Genomic DNA, 21,649 nt, shown 5'->3' on the forward strand with positions numbered 1-21,649 from the left:
TGAAAGGCGACCTAGACATTCCACTGTCTATCCAAGCGGCTGGCGTAAATGAAGCTGACTTCCTAGCGAAAGTTGATGAACTAGCGGTAGAAGCGTTCGATGACCAATGTACTGGTGCGAACCCACGTTACCCACTGATCAGTGAATTGCGAGAAGTACTCACTTGCTCTTTCTACGGTGAGCACTATTCAGAAGCAAGTTTAGACGTGGCTAAAACAACCTCTCCGACTAAAAAGAAAACTGACCAACAAAGCGTAAGCAAAGAGACAAAAGAAGCAGCGCACGCCTAAGGGCGGCGCTTAGATAAGCGCGGAACGTGCGGCTCTGCCGCACTTCGGGATGTGGGATCGCCCAGCAGGCTGGGCTTCGAGAGGCGAGATTCGGGAATCCTTCGAGAAATGAAATTCGAGATTGTAAAGCCGACGGCTTACTTATCCGTAGCTTTTTGCGTTCCATTCCCCTTCCCGAAGTGGAGCGCAGCGAAACGTTCCGTATTCCGTAGCTAGGCAACGCCTAGCGTTCCGTTTTCTTTCCCATAGCTTGGCTATGCCAAGCGTTCCCTTCTCCCGAAGAGAGGTGAAGCCGAACGTTCCGTACTCCGTAGCTAGGCAACGCCTAGCGTTCCGTTATCCCAAGCTTCAATATACGTTACAGATAGCTTTCACTCACCGCACGGTATTTCATCGCACTCGATCTCTCCGCGAACGCTAAAGAGACCCGCCATATCAAATACGTCAGCGGAGCGCTGACAAGGCCATCGACAGCATAGTGCCAGCCTAGGGTGAACGAACCAATGAAAATTAGTGCCGCAAAAAACCACAGAAAATAACTAATGAATTTGTTCACCGCCCCCATCGATAAAGCCATTAGCACTGCAATGGAAACATGCATACTTGGCATTGCTGATATCCCACTCCCCAGCATCTCTACATTTTCAGCGTAGGCCAACCACAATTGCTCTTGCGTATTCAAAGAGTATAATCCGGGCCAACCTTGCTCAACTAGCCAAGCATGTTTTTCTTGTAGCAATTGCATTAGAGGTTGGTAAGTCAGGTTAGTCGGATCCAGTTTTTCTACAAATACAGGCCCAGCAGAGGACAACAGCATAGCTAATACTGCCCCAAGCACGCCCCAGCAAAGTATCCAACTGGTAAGAAAAGTTGTTCTATTTGTCGATTTATCAGCAATTAAAAAATATGCCAGAATAGCCCAAATAAAGAAGAACCATAAATTATAGCAGAAGTTAATAACAAATAGATAAAAAGGATTTACCAAAGACTCTACAACTAAAAGCCCTGGCTGGTAACCATTGAAAAGCCACAAGTCCAGTTGATGAAAAAGATCATCAAAATGAAACATATTCACAATAGGTATCAAACTTTTCATTGTAGAAAAGCTTGATATAAAGACACTCATGGCAGTCAGTAAGATAAAGGCTGAAACGAGTTTAGCTCGATAAACAAAAACCAATTTTATTCTTTGTAAATAACACCTTAACGGTCGTTTTTCACGTCTAAAGAGTAGCTCAAAGAAGTAATAGATAAAATACAAAACTATCGATATCGGCACTACAAACTTTAAAATATAAAAATAAGCAAAAAAACGCACATCATTTACATAGCCATGAAAATGAACGAACCCTGAAACGCATATGACAAAAATAGCCATAAGAACATATATTGTTAAATCATTCCTTATATGAAAAATAATTTCTCTAGCTTCATTTTTTATACATGAAAGCGCATTATTGACTAAATTCATATTATTTTTGCCACCAAACAAACTGCTACTCAATACTAATTGAACGACAAGCTAGAGATCATGAAATTATACTTCAAACTAAAACCATCATTATTAGATACAGTTCAAAAAGTTAAATATTGATTTTCATACGAACCAAGCACCTTGAGGTTACTTGAGTATATTCTCACTAGTTACGACTCACCAAAATAACCCCACATGATGCCAAGACGCCTGCTGAACAGCGATTCAGCCACTTACGGGCCAGTCTATTAGTGAACATGTGACGAGACTTAGCCGATAAAAACGCATAGACCGCCAACACACCACCTACAGACAAAGTCGAAATCATCAGAATCATGAAGACATCGCCCGCATGAATACTCGTCACGTCAACGAAGACTGGAAAGAACCCCATATAAAACAAAATCGCTTTCGGGTTTGCCAAGGCAATCACTAATCCACTAAGCACACTTGAAGCCTGACGATACTCAGTGTCTTGAGGGAAATCCAACTTTCCTTCAATGCTGGTATTCCATGTTTGATACGCAAGCCAAAAGAGGTAGCTTACCCCCAGATATTTTATCAATGATGCAAACTCCCCCATCGCAACTGAGGCCGCAGATAGTCCAGATAAGGCGAGGAAGATAAACAGATAGTCGCCTAACAATATACCTAACACGGTAAACATACCTTGTCTAAAACCTTGGCTAATCGAGCGAGATACCACTGCCAGTACACTAGGACCGGGGATTAAAGCTGAAAGGGACATAGCAAGAAACAGCGCAATTGCCGAAGTGGTCGTCATCGTGATTAGCTCCTAGTAATCCATTACTTATGTGCTTCATCATGACACACCATATGACGAATATTCGAGCAAGAATATGATTTAGATCGAAACTTCTCAAAGAATAACGAATAAAAAAGCCCGCAGGTTTTCACCCACGGGCTCTGGTATATCTTGTAATTTAAGCGCTGGCTTACATCACGCACTCTTGAGCAGCTTTCGCCTTCTCAATACCTTTCTCAATCACTGATTGCGTATCTTCACTGCCGATAGCAGCCAGTACTTTATTTAGCAATTTTTCAGCCGTCGATTCAGACGTCGCATCAACTAGACAGCTATATGTATTGGCAATTTTGTCTTGAACTTCTGTCAAAATCTCAGGATTTGAAAAATCCGCATTCATCGCCTCTTCAATCGACGCCGCGAACTCCTTTGCAGATTCTGTCGCTTCGCCAAACTGATCTAAATTCAGTTTGCTCGGGTCAAACGAATCCATCTTCTCTTGAAGGCTATCAACGGCGCTATTTGCCGCTTCTTGTGCTTGGTCAATTGCTTTAGTTGCATCTTCACAGCCTGATAGTGCTGCAACAAGTGCCAATGCCGCTACGTATTTTTTCATTGTTAACCCTCAAAGTTAAACTCAGTGTACTCGCCGAATGATAAGGCAACTGAGTCTCGGGCGAAATATAAATATAGTCACAGTCTGTGAATCACGCTCAGACAACAGTCTCTAGAGATTATTTAGACTAAATTCCAGCCACTTAAGTGTAACAAAGTTGTTAACAAAACATAACTTCACCGTCATATCCGCCTAGCATTATACCCAGCGAACGATTAAAGCCATTTAAGTAGATGGACAATCACTAAAGGAAGCCACTGTGACGTATTCAAAACCTACCCCTGACCAACGACCGCTCGACCAAGAACCAGAATTCAATAAGTTTGTCGATGCTGCCATGTCTCGCCGCCGCTTTTTACAGCTATCTGGCGCTGCCAGTACTGTGGGCTTTTTCGCTGCCAGCCCAATTAGCCAAGCGATCGCCAAGACAACCTCAAGCCACTCTAATTTACTCAACTTTGAAGCGATTCCTATCTCAACCGCTGACACTGTTGTCGTGCCTGATGGTTATAAAGCAGATGTGCTGATCTCATGGGGTGATGCCGTGGTAAAAGGGGCACCTGAGTTTGCGCAAAGCAACAATGCTAAAGCACAAGAGATGCAATTTGGTGACAACAATGACGGCATGAGCTTTTTCCCAATCTCCGATCAACGTGCCGTGCTAGTGGTCAATAATGAATACACCAACAATGAGTACCTTTACCCTCATCAAGGTAAGCAGATCTCAGCCGATGATGCGCGCAAAGCGCAAGCTGCACATGGTGTTTCTGTCCTTGAACTCAATAAAGTCGATGGGAAATGGCAGGTGAATGTAGAGGGTCGCCTCAATCGCCGCGTGACCGCCTACACTGAAATGGAAATGACCGGTGTTGCCGCAGGTCATAAGCACCTTCAAACCAAAGCCGATCCATCAGGCAAACACGTACTTGGCACCTTTAACAACTGCGCCAACGGACAGACACCCTGGGGGACTTACCTCACCTGTGAAGAGAACTTCAATGGCTACTTTGCCAACACCGCAGAGACCAAGCTAGGAGATACCTACGCACGTTATGGCTTAAACAATCAAGATCGCGGCTATGATTGGTATAAACACCAAGCGCGCTTCGATATGGCAAAAGAGCCGAACGAGCCACATCGCCATGGCTGGGTAGTAGAAATCGACCCAATGAATCCAAACTCAAAACCTAAAAAACGCACCGCTTTAGGACGTTTTAAGCATGAAAATGCCGCGTTAACCATCAATGACGATGGGCATGTTGTCGTTTATCTTGGCGATGATGAACGTGGCGAGCATCTGTACAAATTTGTCTCCAAGAACAAGTATCGCCCAGGGTCGGATTCAAACCGAGACTTACTCGACGAGGGCACATTATATGTAGCAAAGTTCACCGGCACTGAGGGCGAGTTAGCCGGTCAGGGGGAATGGCTGGAACTGAGTTGGGGTAAAAATGGTTTAACGCCAGAGAATGGCTTTGCTGATCAAGCATCGGTACTGATCTTTGCTCGCCTTGCTGCGACACAAGTAGGGGCGACGACGATGGATAGACCAGAATGGGTCGCCGTTCATCCAGACAACCAATCGGTTTTTTGCACCCTAACCAATAATAAACATCGCGGCGCGAAAGAGTCTCAGCCACTCAATGCGGCTAACCCTCGCGAGAAAAACCCATATGGTCATATTATTCGCTGGCGCCCGACTCAAGGGAACAACAACGCCAATACCTTCGAATGGGATATTTATGTCCTAGCGGGCAACCCTGAAGTTCACCCGAACAGCTTAATGGCAGGTAGCGACAACATTAATAAAGACAATATGTTCAACAGCCCTGATGGCATCGGATTTGATAAAGCTGGGCGCTTATGGATTCAAACCGATGGTAAGTATTCAAATCAAGGCAACTTTGCTGGAATGGGAAACAATCAGATGCTTTGTAGCGATCCAAATACGGGAGAAATCCGCCGCTTTCTCACCGGTCCGATAGCATGTGAAATCACCGGCTTAACCTTCTCACCTGATTACAAAACCATGTTTGTTGGTGTGCAGCACCCCGGTGAAGATCTTGCCCCTTCGCACTTTCCTCAAGGTGGAAACGCGATTCCACGTTCATCGGTAATTATGATCACCCGTAATGATGGTGGCGTGATCGGCGCGTAAAACCCTCATAAAGTGATAAGCCCAACTGATAAGATAAGTTGGGCTTTTTTATAACAAACCATCAAATAGCACTACTCTCTACCACCTTTCCTCTACCAATTCGCAGCAAATGGCTAAAAATTCATTTCCGTTTGAAAAGTACACGTAACTCATTGATCAAAAAACACTCTAATCTGGTCGTGCATTTAATTTTTCCTTATCGACTACTTTTTTTAATCAACAGTATCGATCGTTTCGATCAGCATCATCGATCGATAAACATAACATGCCGAATGATAAAAATTTTTAATCAAAACAAGTTGTAATAATCATCGATTAAATGATTTATATGCGTATAATTTCGCAAATCTTGTGGGATTTTACTGACAAAGACACCGCAAAGATGCTTTTTACGTCGCTTACCTAAGCTTTTTACTTCTTCCAAACAAGCCTCAAAGTATAAGTAAGCATTTGTTTATTAGATATAAATAACAATTTTTGACGTTTAATTGATATGGATATTTCGCAGACAAATATGGAAATAGGAGTAACTTATCTTTAAAGGGAACAATGTGCGTGGTGAAATTAACGAAAGCAGCCTTGATTATCACTTCACTGCTTATACTCACTGAACTGCTAACATCTAAACTCACTAGCATCAATCATGAGCGAACCTCTAACCAAGCGATCAGTAAACTAAATAAAGAAATCAAATCCGTTTTCAACGATGCGTTAATAACCTCTGAAGTGTTAAAAGAGATGACCCTACTCTCAAGCGATCGCGCTATTTGCGAACAACACTTCAATCTATTAAGCAAAAAGCTATTGGAAACATATAGTAATGTCGATGCGCTGCTTTACCTTCCCAACGGTATCGTTAAATTTGCGTACCCGTATCAAGAGCACAAACAGGCTGTTGGACATAACGTACTAGCTGATGAAAAACGTAAGCGCGGCGCAAATGAGTCTATCCAATATAAAGAAACGACCATCATTGGGCCAATACCGCTCGTCCAAAATGGCCGACCAGCATTTATTCTGCGAAAAAGCATTTCTGATGAAGAAGGTTTCATCGGACTATCTTCATCTGTGATTTATCTCGAATCAATACTACGAGTGATTGAAAATCAACTTGCACAACACAACATAAAAAACTACTCAATCTCCGGCTACAATCCCGATACGGATGACGTTGCAGAGAAAAGCATCGTATCTAACGGCCACTCAGATGGTGTACCATACAAAGGCGTAATACGGTTATTTGAAAGCCACTGGGATATATACTTTTATCCCAATGACAACAACTTAATATCAAGAGTATTGGTACTGTGTACGCTCTTAATAACCATCTTAATCCTACTTACACCGTTGCGATATTTTATAAAATATCAAGACTCTGAAAAACAAAGAACTCACCTACAAAGGGAAGCACATACCGACTTTCTGACGGGTTTGCTTAATCGACGAGGTTTTGAATTCAAGTTCGAGGCGCTAAAAAGTCAAAAACAATCAGGTACCATCGCTGTATTTGATATAGATTTTTTTAAACACATCAATGATAACTATGGCCATGATGTGGGTGACAAAGTGTTGATTCAGTTTTCTAAAATCTGTAACGCTATCATCCATGATGATTTTATCTTTTCGCGTACAGGTGGAGAGGAGTTCATGCTACTTATGCCAAACACCTTTGCAGACCAAGCAAAAGCCATATGCGAGAGTTTAAGAGAGGCCGTTGAAAAAGCGCCAATATTGATTAAGAGGCACAATATCAACCTTACAGTCAGTATAGGCGTATCCAGTTTTACAAGCTCTGACAAAATGGAGACCGCAGTAAGCTCTGCCGACAAAGCGCTTTACCTGGCGAAAAGAACCGGACGTAACCGAGTTTGCGTCAACTAATTCAGTTGAATAGAAACGAGCGGGGTAAATGGAATCTACCCCGCTCTTTTATTCCATACTAACTCAAACGATAGCAGGATTGGTAAGTTAGCACTTCTACCCGATGTTGATTTGCCAATCGATTTAACTGCTCAACAACCAACTCAAAAACACCATCAACGCCAAACTTATCAACCAAGCGCTGATAGCGCGTAGAAGACGAAAACAACACATGCGCCAGTTGCTGGCTATTCAACTCAAGCCCAATGCTGCCCTGTTCACATGCAAGCTCTTGCAGCGCGTCGCAATCACTAAAGTTGATAGCATGATCGTAACCAGATGAACTTGAGGCCATCTCAATCCCCAATTGCTGCATAAACTCTGATAACTGAACCTCAAAATCATACGCAATCACCAAGGCTCCTTGAGCTGAAACTCGTTGTAGCTCCTCAACTAACGCGTCCGATTTAGCGTAATAGAGTGAACCTGCGAAGGTGATGATATCGGCCGTGTTATCGGAAAGCGGGATGTTTTCACCATCACCCACTAAGTAACGCGCATTGGCGATAGTTTGCGCCTGGTTAAGCATCGCCTCGCTAGGTTCAACACCGACCACCTCGGTGCAATATGGGCTAAGCGCGAGCGTTGACACACCAGTGCCACAACCAATATCTAAGCCATATTGAAACTCGGGCTTATTCGCCAGCAAAGATTGAAGGATCATCTGATGGATAGGTGGACGGTAAGCAGCATAATGCTTCGATACTTCGTCATTGTATTGTTCACTCAAAATAAAAACTCCTAACTAAACCGACTATTGGCTTACCAACGATTTGAGAAATAATAGCTTAAGCCCAAAACCAACAAACACCACACCCGTAACTGATTTTAACCAACCATTCGCCCTGCCGTGACGCACTTTTTGCCCAACCTTAGACAGCAAAGTGATCACGCCAGCAAACCACAAAAAGTTCACACACGCATGCAACGTTACCAGTAAGTAGGCATTGTGGGGGCTTTGACTTAAGGAAATAAACTGGGGAAAAACCGCGAGATAAAACATCGACACTTTAGGGTTAAGCGCGTTGGTGATAAATCCTTGTAGCCACGCTTCTTTGAAAGAGAGTTCGCGTTTGGTTTCTTTAATATCAGGGTCGATACTTATTGGCTTTTTCCTTGCGGAAAGAATCGACTGAATCCCCATCCAGCAAAGATACGCCGCACCCAGCACTTTAAACACCAAGAAAGCCTGCGCCGACTGCACTAACAGTAAAGAGATTCCTAAGATGGAGAGGGTACCGTGAATATAGAATGCGCCCAGAAAGCCCAAAATATTAAAATAGGCAGCCTTCGAGCCATACAGTGTCGCTGTCCGGACAATCAATACACCGTTGGGTCCCGGAGAAATCACTAGCAGTGCTGCGAGAAAAATAAAACTCGATATCGCAATAAGATCCATCGCCTTTTCCTTTATTCGGCTCTCGGTTAATCGCACTTAATATTCTATTGAAGAGCCTTGCTTCAAACGCGCTCATGGTTACACAAGGTTCTTGATGATTCGAGGTGGCAGTTTCAGCAAATGAGAATCTTATTGGGGAATTTGTAAATATCGGAGGTGGATCATTTTTGGCTAAGTATTGCTGTATGTCCCGCTTAGTAGGCTGCCGATTTCTTTACCATTGTCGTAAGCGTGTCATACCGCAACAGGAGAGCAGCGTTGCGATTTTGAACACTAAACTCAAACATTGTCATTTCCGCGCAGGCGGAAATCTCGCTTTTGGTCTCAATATACTTTTGGCTAAGTATTGCTGTATGTCCCGCTTAATAGGGCGTCGATTTCTTTACCATTGCAGTCTGCGGTCCAGTTACTCTTTGTCTTACCAAAGAGTAACCAGAAAGACGCTTTTGTATCGCGCGCGTTGTCCAGCCGGTTTTAGGCGTTCCCGACGCCGAAAACCTAAAAATGCTGTCCTGCATTTTTGCTTAGTGATGTGGCAATATTAACTGAATCGTTTTTGGACAAAAATGTGCCAACGCTCTTAATAATTTAGTAAACCATCAATAACCATAGGTATTGCAAATTTAATCTAAGAGCGGTGACACAAGCGTTAGACTCATGTTATCTAGAAAGTCTAATTTGTTGTTAATACAAGCTTAAAACGGTATGTCGTTTTCAATTAACCATGCTTGATACTCGATTTTAGCTTCTGTTTCTCTACGAATTTTTTCCTTTATTTGTTCTTGTGTTAGAACTTCTTTCTTATTTTTCAATGACGATTTGAGCGCTGGCTTAAATCTTGGTGCTTCTTTCTCCCCCATATAAATTAAAGCTTAAAAAAAACTTCCTCGCCGTTTGCCGTAACACCCAAGCAACTACCTATCTGAGGAATATATTGCGTATACAGAAAGACCACATCGCTATTGTTAGCTTTACGAATACATTTAGAGTTAAGGGCTTTATTTGCAGCATCCATAGCTTTCTTAACCTCAAAGTCCAATTTTATTTTTTGTTTGTACTCATCAGTTTGCCTGTACGCATCCTGCCTATTTTTTTCTTCTCTTTCTGCTTCTTTTCGAACTGCAATTTCTACTTTCTTCTTAGCAACGCAATCATTGTAACGAGCAATCAGAATCTCATGTTCAGCCCCTCTAGAGCCATATGGGACAGAAAAAGAACAAGAGCCAAATTCACTATTTCTATTACTAGTAATGCTCATATGGCGTTCCAAATAAGCCCATGGTTGATAACCAAGACTAGGGTAATTTTTATCATATTCATTAGCTAACTGATCATGAAGAGGCGTATCAGGTAAAGCTTTACAACCTGATACAATCGTGAGCATTGACCATAAAACAACAGATTTTTTCACTAAATTTCACCATAATAAAATTCTCGCAACAATCCACTTTGCGGAATAAAATATTACCATACATAATAATTTGAGATATAGCTTCAAAAAACAACAGGTATTGTGAATTGACCTCAGATATCGGCATAGATAGTTCTTACCATGTTCAACTCGCTAGTTTGCCGTCTAAAATAAAATGCACCAAGACTTAGGATTAAAAGTCATTTCTAGCTGGAAACTAGCCTTGCTGATTGGATAAATCGGTCGAAAATGAGTTACGAAGTGCCAGCTACCAAGGTTTCGGAAAAAAAGTTTCATCCGTAGCCGAAGATAATCTCACACAAAATCGGTGCAATAATTCAGGTTATGAGCGAGTTCCCGTTCTTTCTGATTGGTATTTTAGAGGCTGTTCGTGCTTTACATTGTCGTTCATATACCTCCATGCAACTACGGTATTGTTCTTCTCTTAGTAGTTCTCTATCAACGAAGGTTTTCACCACACCAGCCATGACCATATTGCAACTGATATTACTAGTCGATGTAAGGAAAAACATACCAACAAGATTGTCATCTTCATCATGGTATGGTGATGCTATTTCAACGTCATTTAGACCAGGTGTACGCCATTTAGGATCGAGATTAATAGTGAAGTCTTTTTCTGGACTAAAAACAAATTTAGTTTGCGAGTGAATAGCTTTAGCAACTTCAACTTTTGGGTTCTTCATTTGAAGTCGAAATATCAGGCGTTCTACTGAATGAAGAGAAAAACGGATACTACTGTCGTAAATGCTTAACTTTCCATCGACTCTCGCAATATATGCACCTGCAAACTTATTTACTTTTTCATCAAATATTACGACCATGCCGTAGATGTTTTTTTCTTCCAAGTAAAAACCGACAATTCCAGGGTCTTGAAATAGCCTTTTAACCTGCTTTCTCAGGTTTTTTTCGCCCTTGTCTTTTAAACGTACTTTGCCCCAGATTTCTCTGCAGTCCTTCTGTAGTTGCTTCCTCACTTTAACTGAATAGTTCTCGTTAATGCTTTGCATGTGGCTATCGACTCCTTTCGAATTTTCCAAATTATTTTGTCTCTTTGATTGCACTGAAAGTAATAAGGTGAGTTCTAGCTAGTTTCCCACTCGTATTAGTTTTAGTTATGCCGTGTGAAAATCTAACAATTTTGTCTCCATCAAAGCAAAAACACTTTGGGGTAAATCCGAGTCACAACTATATATCAATATTAGCCATTCATTTACTAAACAGTAGATCCTTCCAAACAGCCAAAGATATGCATCACCCAAGGTAAAAATTCAGGACAGAATTTTTAGGTTTTCGGCGTCGGGAACGCCTAAAACCGACCGGACCACACCAAAGACACTAAAGCGCCTTTCTGATTACTCTTTGGCAAGACAAAGAGTAATTGGACCGCTTACACCAAGCGAAAGAGAGCGACACACTACTAAGCGGGACATACCTATCCAGCAAGCTAATCATCACGGTTATTCAGCTTACTTAACCGCTTCTCTACTTCCCTTTTCTCCCAGTCATAACCTAAGAAATTAAACGGCTCAAATGCTTTGATTGCATGTGAAACGATAAAGATCCCCCAACCTAAAGCGGGATAAATCGCCCAAAGGTCATCCGTACCAGTCACGAAATTAATAACAAATAATAGGCATATTACCGACAAGTAGTGTGTTAGGTGCGAGTAAAACTCTTTGATTTTCTTCACTTGAGCCAGTACATGTTCCTGCTGCTCAGTTGTGTGCATTGATTGTTCCATTTTATGACCCTTTTTTTTCAACATCGTTGTTTAATGAGGTCATAATAATTGAAGTTATGGGGTCAAAAATTCCTGTGCGACGAATTGCCGGAAATGGGGAATGAAGTGTCGAAAACTAGGATAAACCGCCTACGCCTGTAACGAAGTAATGCTCGAAAAAAGCTCTTGAACCTTTCTATACCCAAACGACCTAGCCGATACAACTACAACTCTAGGTAAAAATGCAGGACAGCATTTTTAGGTTTTCGGCGTCGGGAACGCCTAAAACCGACCGGACAACACCAACGATACAAAAGCGCCTTTCTGATTACTCTTTGGCGCAGCAAAGAGTAATTGGACCGCTTTCTTAAAAGGTAAGATTGGTGACCAATGACTAAGCGGGACATACCGCAATACTCTGCCAAAAATGAGTGGGGACAAACCAAGATTCCCCGCCTTCGCGTGGAATGACAAAATTTAAGTCTTGTGCGCGAAAGTGACGGAATGAAAAAATTTAAATCACGCATGCAAAAAAAATGGCCATTCATCACCGTGAACAGCCACTTCTTCAACAAAGACAAAAACTTAATTAAGCATTAAGAATAAAATCTTCAATCACTACCGCTACGCCATCTTCATCGTTGCTAAGGGTAATATGATTCGCCAACGCTTTAATATCATCCGTTGCGTTACCCATCGCGACGCCAAGACCGGCGTACTTAATCATATGGTGATCGTTACCTGCATCACCCATACAAATCACTTCACTTGCATCAAAACCTAGATGCTCGGCAAGCATGGCAACGCCAGTGCCTTTGTTACTGTTAGCATTCATGATTTCTAGGAAGAATGGCGCGCTTTGCACTACGGTGTATTGTTGGTAAAGCTCTGCGGGTAATTGTTCAATCGCACCCGTTAGGATTGACGCTTCTGCCACCATCATGACTTTGATGATCTCTTCATCATCAGCTAATTCATTAAAATCCATCACGGTGCTTGGTACGCCGTTGATGTCAGATTCGTGCTTGGTGTACGGGTTATCCGCTTCTGTGATCAAACCGCGCTCAGGCGAGAAAGCATGCACAAAAGTGCCCAATTCGCGAGCAAGGTTTGCGATTTTTTTCGCATCCAATCCGGTTAGAATTTGTTTGCGAATCACCTCTTTGCTCGCTACGCGCTGCACCAGTGACGCGTTGTAGCTCAACACATAATCTTGATCGCTGTGCATCTCCAGCTCAGACAATGAGTTCAACATACCTTCTAGAGGTCGGCCGGATGCAAGCACCACGACCACGCCTTTATCACGCGCGGCTTGAATGGCTTGCTTGGTACGAGGGGTGATGGCTTTTTGCGAGTTAAGCAGTGTGCCATCCATATCTAAGGCAACCAGTTTGTACATGTGAGATTCCATGGCTAACGACAAATTTTAATATACCCGTCCTACTTGAAGTTGCAGCGCTTTACTAGTTAAAAAAGGGACTGGCACTCACAAACCTCATCACATAGATCATCTATGCTCAGAGGCTTTGTTCCTTTGTCGCCTACCTGCATCTTCAAGTTGCTTGGGGATAGCGCATCTTAAAGAATTTTTGTGACTAACTCGACAACAATTGATGACAAAATAACAAATTCTCACCCAAGATTGATGCCTATCAACAGTCCTCACCATAGATAGAACTGGCTAAATCGTAAACGGCGATAAGCGCAGTTGATAAAAGTCCTTCACACTGGTGTCTTGCTGCAATTGCTGTAAAGATTCAACCAAGATTTGCATCGATACCAATAGCTGATAGCTCTGATCCGCTTGCGGCTGACTAAACGCAATTTGCAGCGGAGAGCTCCCCTCAAAGCCATACAAATAGTGCTGTAGTTGCTGCTGCAACTGGCGTAACACAATGGCATGATGTCGGTTATCTTCGCTAATCATGCTGGTATCGAGCAATTTGGTCATCTCAGCTATCGAGCGTTGAATCAATCTATCGATACCCGCATGGAAACTGCTTTGCTGCCATTGACGATAACTGTCAGCAAACGCGCGATAATGCAAACACAAGCTATAGGCTCGAGCGATCAACTGTTCGGCTTCGGCTTTATCCAGTTCTGGATACATCTGCCAATTGATCACATTAATCGCCGCCTCTGCACCCGCCACTGCTTTTACCGCAACGGGGCTAACAAAGGTTACCCAGGGTTGACGTTGCGAGGTTAATAAACTCTGTAAGTTTGCCTGCAAGCTGCGACGAAAATGCCCTAATTGACGCAAAAACACGCGCTCTGGGTTGGCTGAAAACACCCCATGATTGACAAAGAAAATCACCAACATGCCAAAGGTAAACAGCATTAACACCAGTAGCGAATATTGAATGTCATAAGTGGGCGTCAGTTGCATCGCACTGTTGGTCATCAACACTAAGTTCATCGTGCCAAGTAAGCGATGGAAAATCTGCTGCGGCTGATTGAAGACAAACCAAATCACAAAGCTATTGATAAAGTAAAAGCCTCCTAGCTGCCAGATTTCACTAAAGTGCGGCAAAATGAAGATGTATTGCAGCAACACAACACCTGCCCAACCGAGCATGTAAAACAGCAATGAGCGAGTACTCGCAAACGGCATCGACAGCACAACAGCACCAAAAGCGCCACCAAACAGAACAATCATCGGTCCACCGGGCGTTGGCACATAGAGCCACAGCGCCATTGAGATCCACAACATGATGGAGACTTTAAGCGCATTAATCGCGCGCTCAGGATCAATACTCAGCCATGGGCGCTTTTGAGCACTCAGGTTGGCTTGAAACTGGGTTTTCTCTTCTTGTTCAGTAGCCAGTGAGTGATGCGTAAAACCCAGCGCTTCCAGCAAGGTAGCGTGCATTTTATGATGATAAGCATCCATTTGATTGAGGATCTTCTCCATCGCCCTTAGCGCGCCATGAGAATGCCCCGCATCATCAGGTTGTGGCTGAAGATTAATACTCGCTGCGACTGGGTTATCTAACTTCTCTGCCAACGGTTCACACTCAAGCCAAGAGTCTTGAGCAAGGCGAGTTTGTAGCAACGTAGATGCTCGCTGAGCACGCAGCAACAGATGGTCGAGCACTCGCTTAATTTCATCTTGCTGAGTTTGGCTAAATGGCTTATCGACTAATCGTGTCGCTTCATACAAATGACCGCAAAGCAGAGTCCACTGATTTTGCTGTTTCAGCAGTTGCTGCCATTTTTGCTCTGCACTGCTTAACTCATAACTGTCCGCCATCGCCGCATGGATCAAGTCTTCTAAACGGCTTAAGCGTTTAATACTGTTACCTAACGAGTAATCACGACGTAGATGCCCCGTTTGCTCCAAGTCTGAGATGATTTCAGCCACTAATGCGGCTTGCTGATCAAAGTAGCTTTGCAGCGTTTGCAGTAATAGCGTGCGGCTTGATGCCGGCCACAACAAACTGAACACCAGAGAAAAACAGACCACGCCAAGAATCGTTTCTTGAATACGTAACACCGCAACGTTGAATGTTTGCGTGCCAGAGAAGCCGCCCATCACCATCACTAACGTAGCGACCATCATCGCGATAGACCAAGCGTAACCGTTACGAGGGTTGGTCTGATGATAAACACAAAGCGCGGCAAACAGGCTATAGCAAGCGAGCAATTCGATTGGCTGCTGGGCATAGAGCCCAATCATGACAAACGCGACCAACACGCCGAAAAGAGTGCCGACGATACGTTGGCGTCCTTTCTTGAGTGAGTGACCGGTTGACTCTGTCACCGCCATCACCACAACAGAGAATGCAGCCCAATACGGCTTCTCCCAACCTAACCAGAGCGCACTTACGATAGCTAAAGTCAGTGCTAAAGCCACTTTGAGCGGCAAGCGATATCGAAGAGCAACCATCATGCTTACTCCGCAAGATTAGCGATGAATGACTCCAAATCGAGCTGAGGGTGTTTGTGGATCACAATGGTAGCACTTGAGCCAACACGCAACTGTATATCGCTAGGTAGAGTCTCTAAACGCACGCGCACAGGAATGCGTTGCGCCAGTCGAATCCATTGAAAAGTCGGGCTCACATTGGGTAGCAGCGAAACACCAGTGCTGCCATCTTTATGTGCAATACCGTAGCCAATGCTGTCAACTTGCGCTTGCAAAGGCTGACCGTGATAGGACATCAAGGTAACCGTGGCTGGCGCACCAGAAATCACATCATTGATATCGGTCTCTTTGAAAAAGCCTTCAATCCAGAAGCTGCTTTTATCCACCAAAGCAACCATCGGCTGGTTCGCCACCACTTGGCTACCAACACGCAGATTCAAGTTAGTGATGTAACCATCCACTGGCGCCGTAATTTGGGTAAAGCTTAAGTTCAGTTGCGCCTCTTCAAGTGCGGCTTTAGCCACCATCACACCCGCTTTAGCCGACTCAACCGCATTGGCTTGTTGCGTCAGCATCAGTTGTGAAATCGAGCCCGGCTGCTTACGAGCAAGAGAATGCCCGCGATGAGATTCATCGGTGGCACGTTTCAATAATGTCTCTGCCTGAACAAGGCTTGCCTGTGCTTTGGCAAGCGCCGCTTGATAAGTACGTGGGTCCACTTCAAACAGCAATTGCCCAGCTTTGACTTCGCTGTTATCTGTCACATGAATCGCAACTAATGGTCCGGTAACACGTGGGGTGACTTGCACAATTTGCGCGCGTACTTGCCCATCACGCGTCCAAGGATTGGTGATGTACTGCTGATACTTCCAACCGATCGCCATTAGCGCCAATACGACAATTAAACCGGTTACAAAAACTCGCTTCTTCACTGTTTCACTCTCACTTAATCAACTAGGAAAAACAAACGTACCAATCAGCACGGTATAAATAATCGCCATCGACATCTCGACCAATGGCGGGCTGACAACATAGCGATGCCAACGCAAGCGATTGAGAAGTCGCGTAGTCAGTGAGGTACAAATGACACCGAAGAAACCCGCCACTAATAACGGTGGCAAATAGATATCTCCAATAGCAATTTCTTGGGGAATAGCAGTGAGCAATGCAGAGCCTCGCAGGGAAATTTAAATCGGGTTGGAACACAATCAGAATGATTTCGACGTGATGTTAATCACAAATAACCGAGAGATAAATGTACGCAAAGGGATTACACTAACAACCAATAGTTTCGAATAAATATGGCTAAAAACCACTTTTGGTTTTTAATAGAGGCGAATATGGATCGAATTACCAGTATGGAAATTTTTGTACGTGCGGTACAACTTGGCTCCTTTGCCGCCGTTGCGGACGAACGTGGCATTAGCGCACAAATGGTCGGCAAACATGTTAGAGGCTTAGAGACAGGACTGGGCACTAAGCTGCTGGCTAAATCGACCCGTTTTCAAAAGGTCACGGCCGCAGGAGAACGCTACTACCAACGCTGTTTAACTATCCTAGCCGAGCTCAAAGCCGCAGAAGAAGACATCTACCGCAACATGAACGAGCCCAGTGGCACACTTAAGATTTGCACTGGTGTGAATGTCGGCATCAAGGTATTAGCGCCAAGCCTTGCACGCTTTATGCAGCGCTACCCAAAGTTAGAGATTGATCTTGTAGTCGACAACCGCCTGCCTGATATAAAGAAAGATGGCTTTGAAGTGATTTTCCGCGACAAAGTGGATGGCTATGAAAACCTCATTGCCCACAAACTGAAAAGCTTTGAGATGATTGTCTGTGCCTCACCTGAGTATTTGCAGCAGCACGGCACACCAAACCATCCAGATGAGTTAAGCGATCACCAATGTTTACAATCGAGCTTGCTCTATTTAAACCATAACTGGAGCTTTTTTGATGGTAAACAACACTTTAAGCCCGAGGTATCCTCTAAACTCACCATCAATAGCGGTCAAGCGATGATGAGCGCAGCGATTGAGGGTGCAGGCATTACGATGCAACCTATCTTTCAAGTCAATAATGCGCTAAAAGATGGGCGCTTGGTTCAAGTGCTCGCGGATTATCAATTGCCAGAGGTTAGCCTATACATGATTTACCTGCCCTCTTTACGCAATACCGCCAGATTGACCTTGCTTAAAGAGCATCTACAACAAACCCTAAAAGAATACGTATAAACGGTTCCTAAGCTCTCGGAGCAAAAGGGATACACTAGGATTATAAACATGGCATATACAGTGCTGGATGTCGCTCAATGGGCGCGCGCTGAACACTTCAAGTTTTACCAAGGCTTTAGCCACCCTTGGTACAATATCTGTAGCAACCTCGATGTCAGTGAGCTTTATCGATACTGTAAGCAGCACGGACATCGATTCTTCCATGCTTATCTCTATCTAACTCAGCAGGCGCTTAATAAGAGTGAACCTATGGCAACGCGCTTGGTTGGGGATGAAGTGCGCATCTACTCACCGATGCATGTTAGCGTCGCGATTCTTGCTGACGATGATACGGTGCGCTTTTGTGACCTACCTTATCAACCTAAGTTCGCGGAATTCTGCCACAGCGCGACTGAAACCGAGCAGCGAGTGAAAAACACGCCGTTCATTTTAGAGCAGTTTATTGGTCAAGAGATGGTGCAAAACACCATTCATCTGACGGTTCTGCCATGGGTTGATTTCACCAGTATGAGCCATGCCCGAGATACCAACTTTCCCGATAGTGTGCCTAAAATGGCGTATGGTAAGTTAACCCAACAAGGTGAAGGTTGGCGTATGCCACTGTCACTTGAAGTGCATCATGGTTTGATGGATGGTTTGCATGTCGGTCAGTTCATTCATACTCTGCAATCGCTATTCAATAATCCTCAGTTGCTCGACGACAACTCTGATGGCTAATTCTAGCAAATAATGCCGGCAACCAATACTCGAAAATCACGCTTAGAAATGGGATCTCAGATGAGCAATAAGTGACAATGTCACTTAACCTAGTGCTTTATGCATCATCTCTAGATCCCATTGCTGACCTTTGAACTGACGTATTCCCTGCTCAACCGTTGTGGTAGTAAAACCCAGCGACTGATAACAACGTTTTGCCACTTGATTGTGACTAAACACCGCAAGAGACAATGAAGTGGCATTGAACTCACTTTTCGCTTTTTGCATCAATTGTGTCAGCATCACTTGCGATAGTTGCTGGCCACGAAATTCTTTGCTGATAAATACGCGGCAAATCTTAAAGCTATTGAGAGATTCTCGATACAGCTCTACGTACCCCGCGCTGGCTTCATCAACACAAAACAGATAGGCATAAACGTCAGGGTTGGCGTAGTGTTCATCCAATTGCTGTTGAGTCAGTGGAAAACAGAATTTAGGACCACCCCAAAGGTAATTGAGCTCATCGCTATCAATCCAATCAACTAGACACTGATAATCCGCTGCAGTGAAGGCTCTGAGTTGGGTGCGTATGGTTTTCATCCCTTAGCGTTTTTGACTCAAGTAATGACTCAGATAATCTTGCGCATCACAAAGCGAATCAGACAGCGTTTGGCGGTTTTGAGTATTGCTTCTCGCCACACAATGTAAATGAACCTCTCTTAATGCTGGCAACAAATAGTTTTGCTCATCAACATTTATCGCAGCAGCTTGCTGAAGCTCATCAAGTCGCGATTTGACTCGCTTTTTCAACTGACCATATTCCGCCGAGATAACGGTAAGATCCATATCCGTGAGTGTCAGTTTGTCCATGACTCTATCAAATTTAGACTTGAGTTCGGTTAACTCGTTAAGCACTGCATTTTCTTTAGACATCAAGTAAAGCTCCTAATTTAGGCAAAACTTATATGAGCACGAAAGTCCCCAAGCAACAATAGAACAGCTTAAATTATTCAATAACTTACATAATAAAATCTCAATTCAGAGATCTTCATCAATATTTGCAAACCGTAAACGCAAGATGAATTCCTTGCTGTTTTTCGTCAAGGCGCAAACCAAACTCATACCTACCTTTCAGCCGTCGCCAATACAAAACTAGACGACTGGTCTAATTGATTGTATTGTTTGCTTATGAACGCAAAAACCAATGACACACGCCAACATATCTTAGAGGTTGGCTATCAGCTTATCGTCAATAAAGGCTTTACCGCAGTCGGCTTATCCGAGCTGCTCAAAGCGGCTGATGTACCTAAAGGTTCCTTCTATCACTACTTCAAATCCAAAGAGCAATTTGGTGAAGCGCTGATCGAAGAGTACTTCCGTAGCTATTTGCAGCGTATTGATGGCTTGTTCAACAACCCTGAATTGCCCGCTTACCAACGCCTGATTAACTACTTCTCGATGTGGCTAGAAGTAAACAACGGTGTCTGCAATGCAAATAAATGCTTGGTAGTGAAATTAAGCGCCGAAGTCTCCGATCTTTCCAATGCGATGCGTATCTCACTCGCGCGAGGTGCATCGCAAATCATTCAGGCACTCGAAAATTGTATTGAACAAGGGATCCAAGATGGCTCTATTGGCGTATCAAACAGTAATCAGATTGCTTCCCAGCTGTATCAGCAGTGGTTAGGTGCGAGCCTGCTTAACAAACTGATGCCTGATCAAACCCACCTTGAGCTAAGTTTGGTCGCCACAAAACAGCTGTTAAAAGCTTAAAACCCTCCCGCCATAAACTAAGATTGTGTGGCGGGATTTTTTTGCATCAAAACTAGACGACTGGTCTATTTTTAAGTGGATAACATGGAGTAAACCCAAATGACAGATTCAGTAAACCGCCGTATCGTCCTCGCCTCTCGTCCTGTGGGCGCGCCTATCAAAGACAACTTCCGTTTAGGAAACGCCGAGATCCCAAGCCCAAATGATGGCGAAATTTTACTGCGTAGTGTCTACCTCTCTCTTGACCCATACATGCGCGGACGTATGAATGATGCCAAATCATACGCTGATCCTGTCGCAATTGACGAGGTGATGGTTGGTGGCACAGTCTGTCAGGTAGTGGAAACTAAGCATAACAACTTTGATAAAGGTGAGTGGGTACTCGCTTATACTGGTTGGCAGGACTACGGTATCTCTAATGGTGAGGGATTGATTAAGCTCGGCATGAATCCAACCCATCCTTCATACGCACTGGGCGTCATGGGTATGCCCGGTTTTACCGCCTATATGGGGCTGTTAGATATCGGTCAGCCAAAGCAAGGTGACACATTAGTGGTTGCTGCTGCAACGGGCGCTGTGGGCTCTATGGTGGGTCAAATCGGTAAGCTTAAGGGCTGTCGCGTCATCGGCGTGGCTGGCGGTGAAGAGAAGTGCCGTTATGCGGTTGAGCAACTTGGCTTTGATCATTGTATCGACCACAAAGCAGATGACTTTGCCGAGCAGCTCGCCGCTGCATGTGAGAGCGGCATTGATATCTATTATGAGAACGTCGGTGGCAAAGTGTTTGACGCGGTATTACCACTACTCAACACTGGTGCACGTATTCCGCTATGTGGGTTAATCTCACAATACAACGCCACCGCGCTGCCTGATGGTCCAGATCGCATGTCGATGCTGATGGCGCAACTGCTGATCAAACGCATCAAGATGCAAGGCTTTATCATCTTTGATGACTACGCACACCGCTACGGCGAGTTTGCGGCTGACATGTCGAAATGGCTAGTAGAGGGCAAAATTCACTACCGTGAGCATCTTGTGGAAGGGCTGGAAAATGCGCCCCAGGCGTTCATCGGTCTGCTGGAAGGTAAGAACTTTGGCAAGCTCGTTATCCAAACCAATCAACCACTTTAGATTGGAGCAGCGCGCATAAAAAAGGGTCGACAATGTCGACCCTCAGACTGCTGACAAAGGTCTAGCTTTTGAGCTAGACCTTTGATCTAATAGGAGTATCGAAATATGGATACTCCGATATGCTTCAAGAACCGACTCCGCAACAATACGAACTGGAAATGGTAACGATGGAACA

General features: G+C 44.0%; 20 protein-coding genes and 1 pseudogene. 7 read left to right on the forward strand and 14 right to left on the reverse strand.

Annotated elements, in window-relative coordinates; genetic code table 11:
* Positions 1–290: pseudogene (locus tag IRQ95_RS21005) on the forward strand (bifunctional acetaldehyde-CoA/alcohol dehydrogenase); the annotation flags it as partial.
* A gap of 358 nt (positions 291–648) precedes the next feature.
* On the opposite strand, the gene IRQ95_RS21010 reads toward IRQ95_RS21005, so the two are convergent.
* The 3 genes from IRQ95_RS21010 to IRQ95_RS21020 form a co-directional block, all read right to left on the reverse strand.
* A complete protein-coding gene (locus IRQ95_RS21010; RefSeq protein ID WP_228481533.1) occupies positions 649–1,782 on the reverse strand; it encodes a phosphatase PAP2 family protein in 1,134 nt (377 codons plus the stop codon).
* A 148-nt stretch (positions 1,783–1,930) separates the two neighbouring features.
* Positions 1,931–2,548 carry a LysE family translocator gene (locus tag IRQ95_RS21015; protein WP_194439616.1) on the reverse strand — a complete coding sequence of 206 codons (618 nt, stop codon included), beginning with the start codon at positions 2,546–2,548 and terminating at the stop codon, positions 1,931–1,933.
* Positions 2,549–2,720: 172 nt separating this feature from the next.
* Entirely contained in the window at positions 2,721–3,146 is a 426-nt protein-coding gene (locus IRQ95_RS21020; protein WP_123783709.1) for a hypothetical protein, read from the reverse strand.
* A 337-nt stretch (positions 3,147–3,483) separates the two neighbouring features.
* Here IRQ95_RS21020 and IRQ95_RS21025 point away from each other — a divergent pair, with 337 nt between their 5' ends.
* The gene (locus IRQ95_RS21025) at positions 3,484–5,304 is read left to right on the forward strand and encodes a PhoX family protein (RefSeq protein WP_194439649.1); all 1,821 of its coding nucleotides are present in this window, start codon (positions 3,484–3,486) and stop codon (positions 5,302–5,304) included.
* Positions 5,305–5,859: 555 nt separating this feature from the next.
* Entirely contained in the window at positions 5,860–7,185 is a 1,326-nt protein-coding gene (locus tag IRQ95_RS21030; RefSeq protein WP_348541637.1) for a sensor domain-containing diguanylate cyclase, read from the forward strand.
* Positions 7,186–7,243: 58 nt separating this feature from the next.
* Here IRQ95_RS21030 and IRQ95_RS21035 read toward each other — a convergent pair whose 3' ends face one another.
* The 9 genes from IRQ95_RS21035 to IRQ95_RS21075 form a co-directional block, all read right to left on the reverse strand.
* Positions 7,244–7,954, reverse strand: a complete 711-nt coding sequence (locus tag IRQ95_RS21035; RefSeq protein WP_194439621.1) for a class I SAM-dependent methyltransferase — start codon at positions 7,952–7,954, stop codon at positions 7,244–7,246.
* Between the two features lie 24 nt (positions 7,955–7,978).
* Positions 7,979–8,623: a LysE family translocator gene (locus IRQ95_RS21040; RefSeq protein ID WP_194439623.1), complete on the reverse strand. Its 645-nt coding sequence runs from the start codon at positions 8,621–8,623 to the stop codon at positions 7,979–7,981.
* A gap of 865 nt (positions 8,624–9,488) precedes the next feature.
* Complete coding sequence (locus tag IRQ95_RS21045; RefSeq protein ID WP_194439625.1) at positions 9,489–10,034, reverse strand: hypothetical protein; 546 nt, start codon at positions 10,032–10,034, stop codon at positions 9,489–9,491.
* A 338-nt stretch (positions 10,035–10,372) separates the two neighbouring features.
* Entirely contained in the window at positions 10,373–11,062 is a 690-nt protein-coding gene (locus tag IRQ95_RS21050; RefSeq protein ID WP_194439627.1) for a hypothetical protein, read from the reverse strand.
* A 437-nt stretch (positions 11,063–11,499) separates the two neighbouring features.
* A complete protein-coding gene (locus IRQ95_RS21055) occupies positions 11,500–11,796 on the reverse strand; it encodes a 2TM domain-containing protein (protein WP_228481534.1) in 297 nt (98 codons plus the stop codon).
* Positions 11,797–12,364: 568 nt separating this feature from the next.
* On the reverse strand, positions 12,365–13,174 hold the full coding sequence (yidA, locus tag IRQ95_RS21060; RefSeq protein ID WP_194439629.1) for a sugar-phosphatase: 810 nt from the start codon (positions 13,172–13,174) through the stop codon (positions 12,365–12,367).
* 282 nt (positions 13,175–13,456) lie between these two features.
* Positions 13,457–15,667 (reverse strand): FUSC family protein, encoded by a 2,211-nt coding sequence (locus tag IRQ95_RS21065; RefSeq protein ID WP_194439631.1) that lies wholly within the window; start codon positions 15,665–15,667, stop codon positions 13,457–13,459.
* A 2-nt stretch (positions 15,668–15,669) separates the two neighbouring features.
* Positions 15,670–16,575 (reverse strand): efflux RND transporter periplasmic adaptor subunit, encoded by a 906-nt coding sequence (locus tag IRQ95_RS21070; RefSeq protein ID WP_194439633.1) that lies wholly within the window; start codon positions 16,573–16,575, stop codon positions 15,670–15,672.
* Positions 16,576–16,593: 18 nt separating this feature from the next.
* The gene (locus IRQ95_RS21075; protein ID WP_221181783.1) at positions 16,594–16,809 is read right to left on the reverse strand and encodes a DUF1656 domain-containing protein; all 216 of its coding nucleotides are present in this window, start codon (positions 16,807–16,809) and stop codon (positions 16,594–16,596) included.
* Positions 16,810–16,983: 174 nt separating this feature from the next.
* On the opposite strand from IRQ95_RS21075, the gene IRQ95_RS21080 reads away from it, so the two are divergent.
* Complete coding sequence (locus tag IRQ95_RS21080; protein ID WP_194439635.1) at positions 16,984–17,874, forward strand: LysR family transcriptional regulator; 891 nt, start codon at positions 16,984–16,986, stop codon at positions 17,872–17,874.
* A gap of 48 nt (positions 17,875–17,922) precedes the next feature.
* Positions 17,923–18,591, forward strand: coding sequence for a CatA-like O-acetyltransferase (locus IRQ95_RS21085; RefSeq protein WP_194439637.1), 669 nt, complete (start codon positions 17,923–17,925; stop codon positions 18,589–18,591).
* 84 nt (positions 18,592–18,675) lie between these two features.
* Here IRQ95_RS21085 and IRQ95_RS21090 read toward each other — a convergent pair whose 3' ends face one another.
* Both IRQ95_RS21090 and IRQ95_RS21095 read right to left on the reverse strand, forming a co-directional pair.
* Positions 18,676–19,170, reverse strand: coding sequence for a GNAT family N-acetyltransferase (locus tag IRQ95_RS21090; protein WP_194439639.1), 495 nt, complete (start codon positions 19,168–19,170; stop codon positions 18,676–18,678).
* A 3-nt stretch (positions 19,171–19,173) separates the two neighbouring features.
* Complete coding sequence (locus tag IRQ95_RS21095) at positions 19,174–19,503, reverse strand: hypothetical protein (protein ID WP_194439641.1); 330 nt, start codon at positions 19,501–19,503, stop codon at positions 19,174–19,176.
* 255 nt (positions 19,504–19,758) lie between these two features.
* Between IRQ95_RS21095 and IRQ95_RS21100 the strand changes: the two genes are divergently transcribed.
* Positions 19,759–20,343: a TetR/AcrR family transcriptional regulator gene (locus IRQ95_RS21100; protein ID WP_194439643.1), complete on the forward strand. Its 585-nt coding sequence runs from the start codon at positions 19,759–19,761 to the stop codon at positions 20,341–20,343.
* 99 nt (positions 20,344–20,442) lie between these two features.
* Positions 20,443–21,474 (forward strand): NADP-dependent oxidoreductase, encoded by a 1,032-nt coding sequence (locus tag IRQ95_RS21105; RefSeq protein ID WP_194439645.1) that lies wholly within the window; start codon positions 20,443–20,445, stop codon positions 21,472–21,474.
* Positions 21,475–21,649: the final 175 nt, after the last annotated feature.

The organism is Vibrio fluminensis, assembly GCF_015278125.1.
Lineage (GTDB): Bacteria > Pseudomonadota > Gammaproteobacteria > Enterobacterales > Vibrionaceae > Vibrio > Vibrio fluminensis.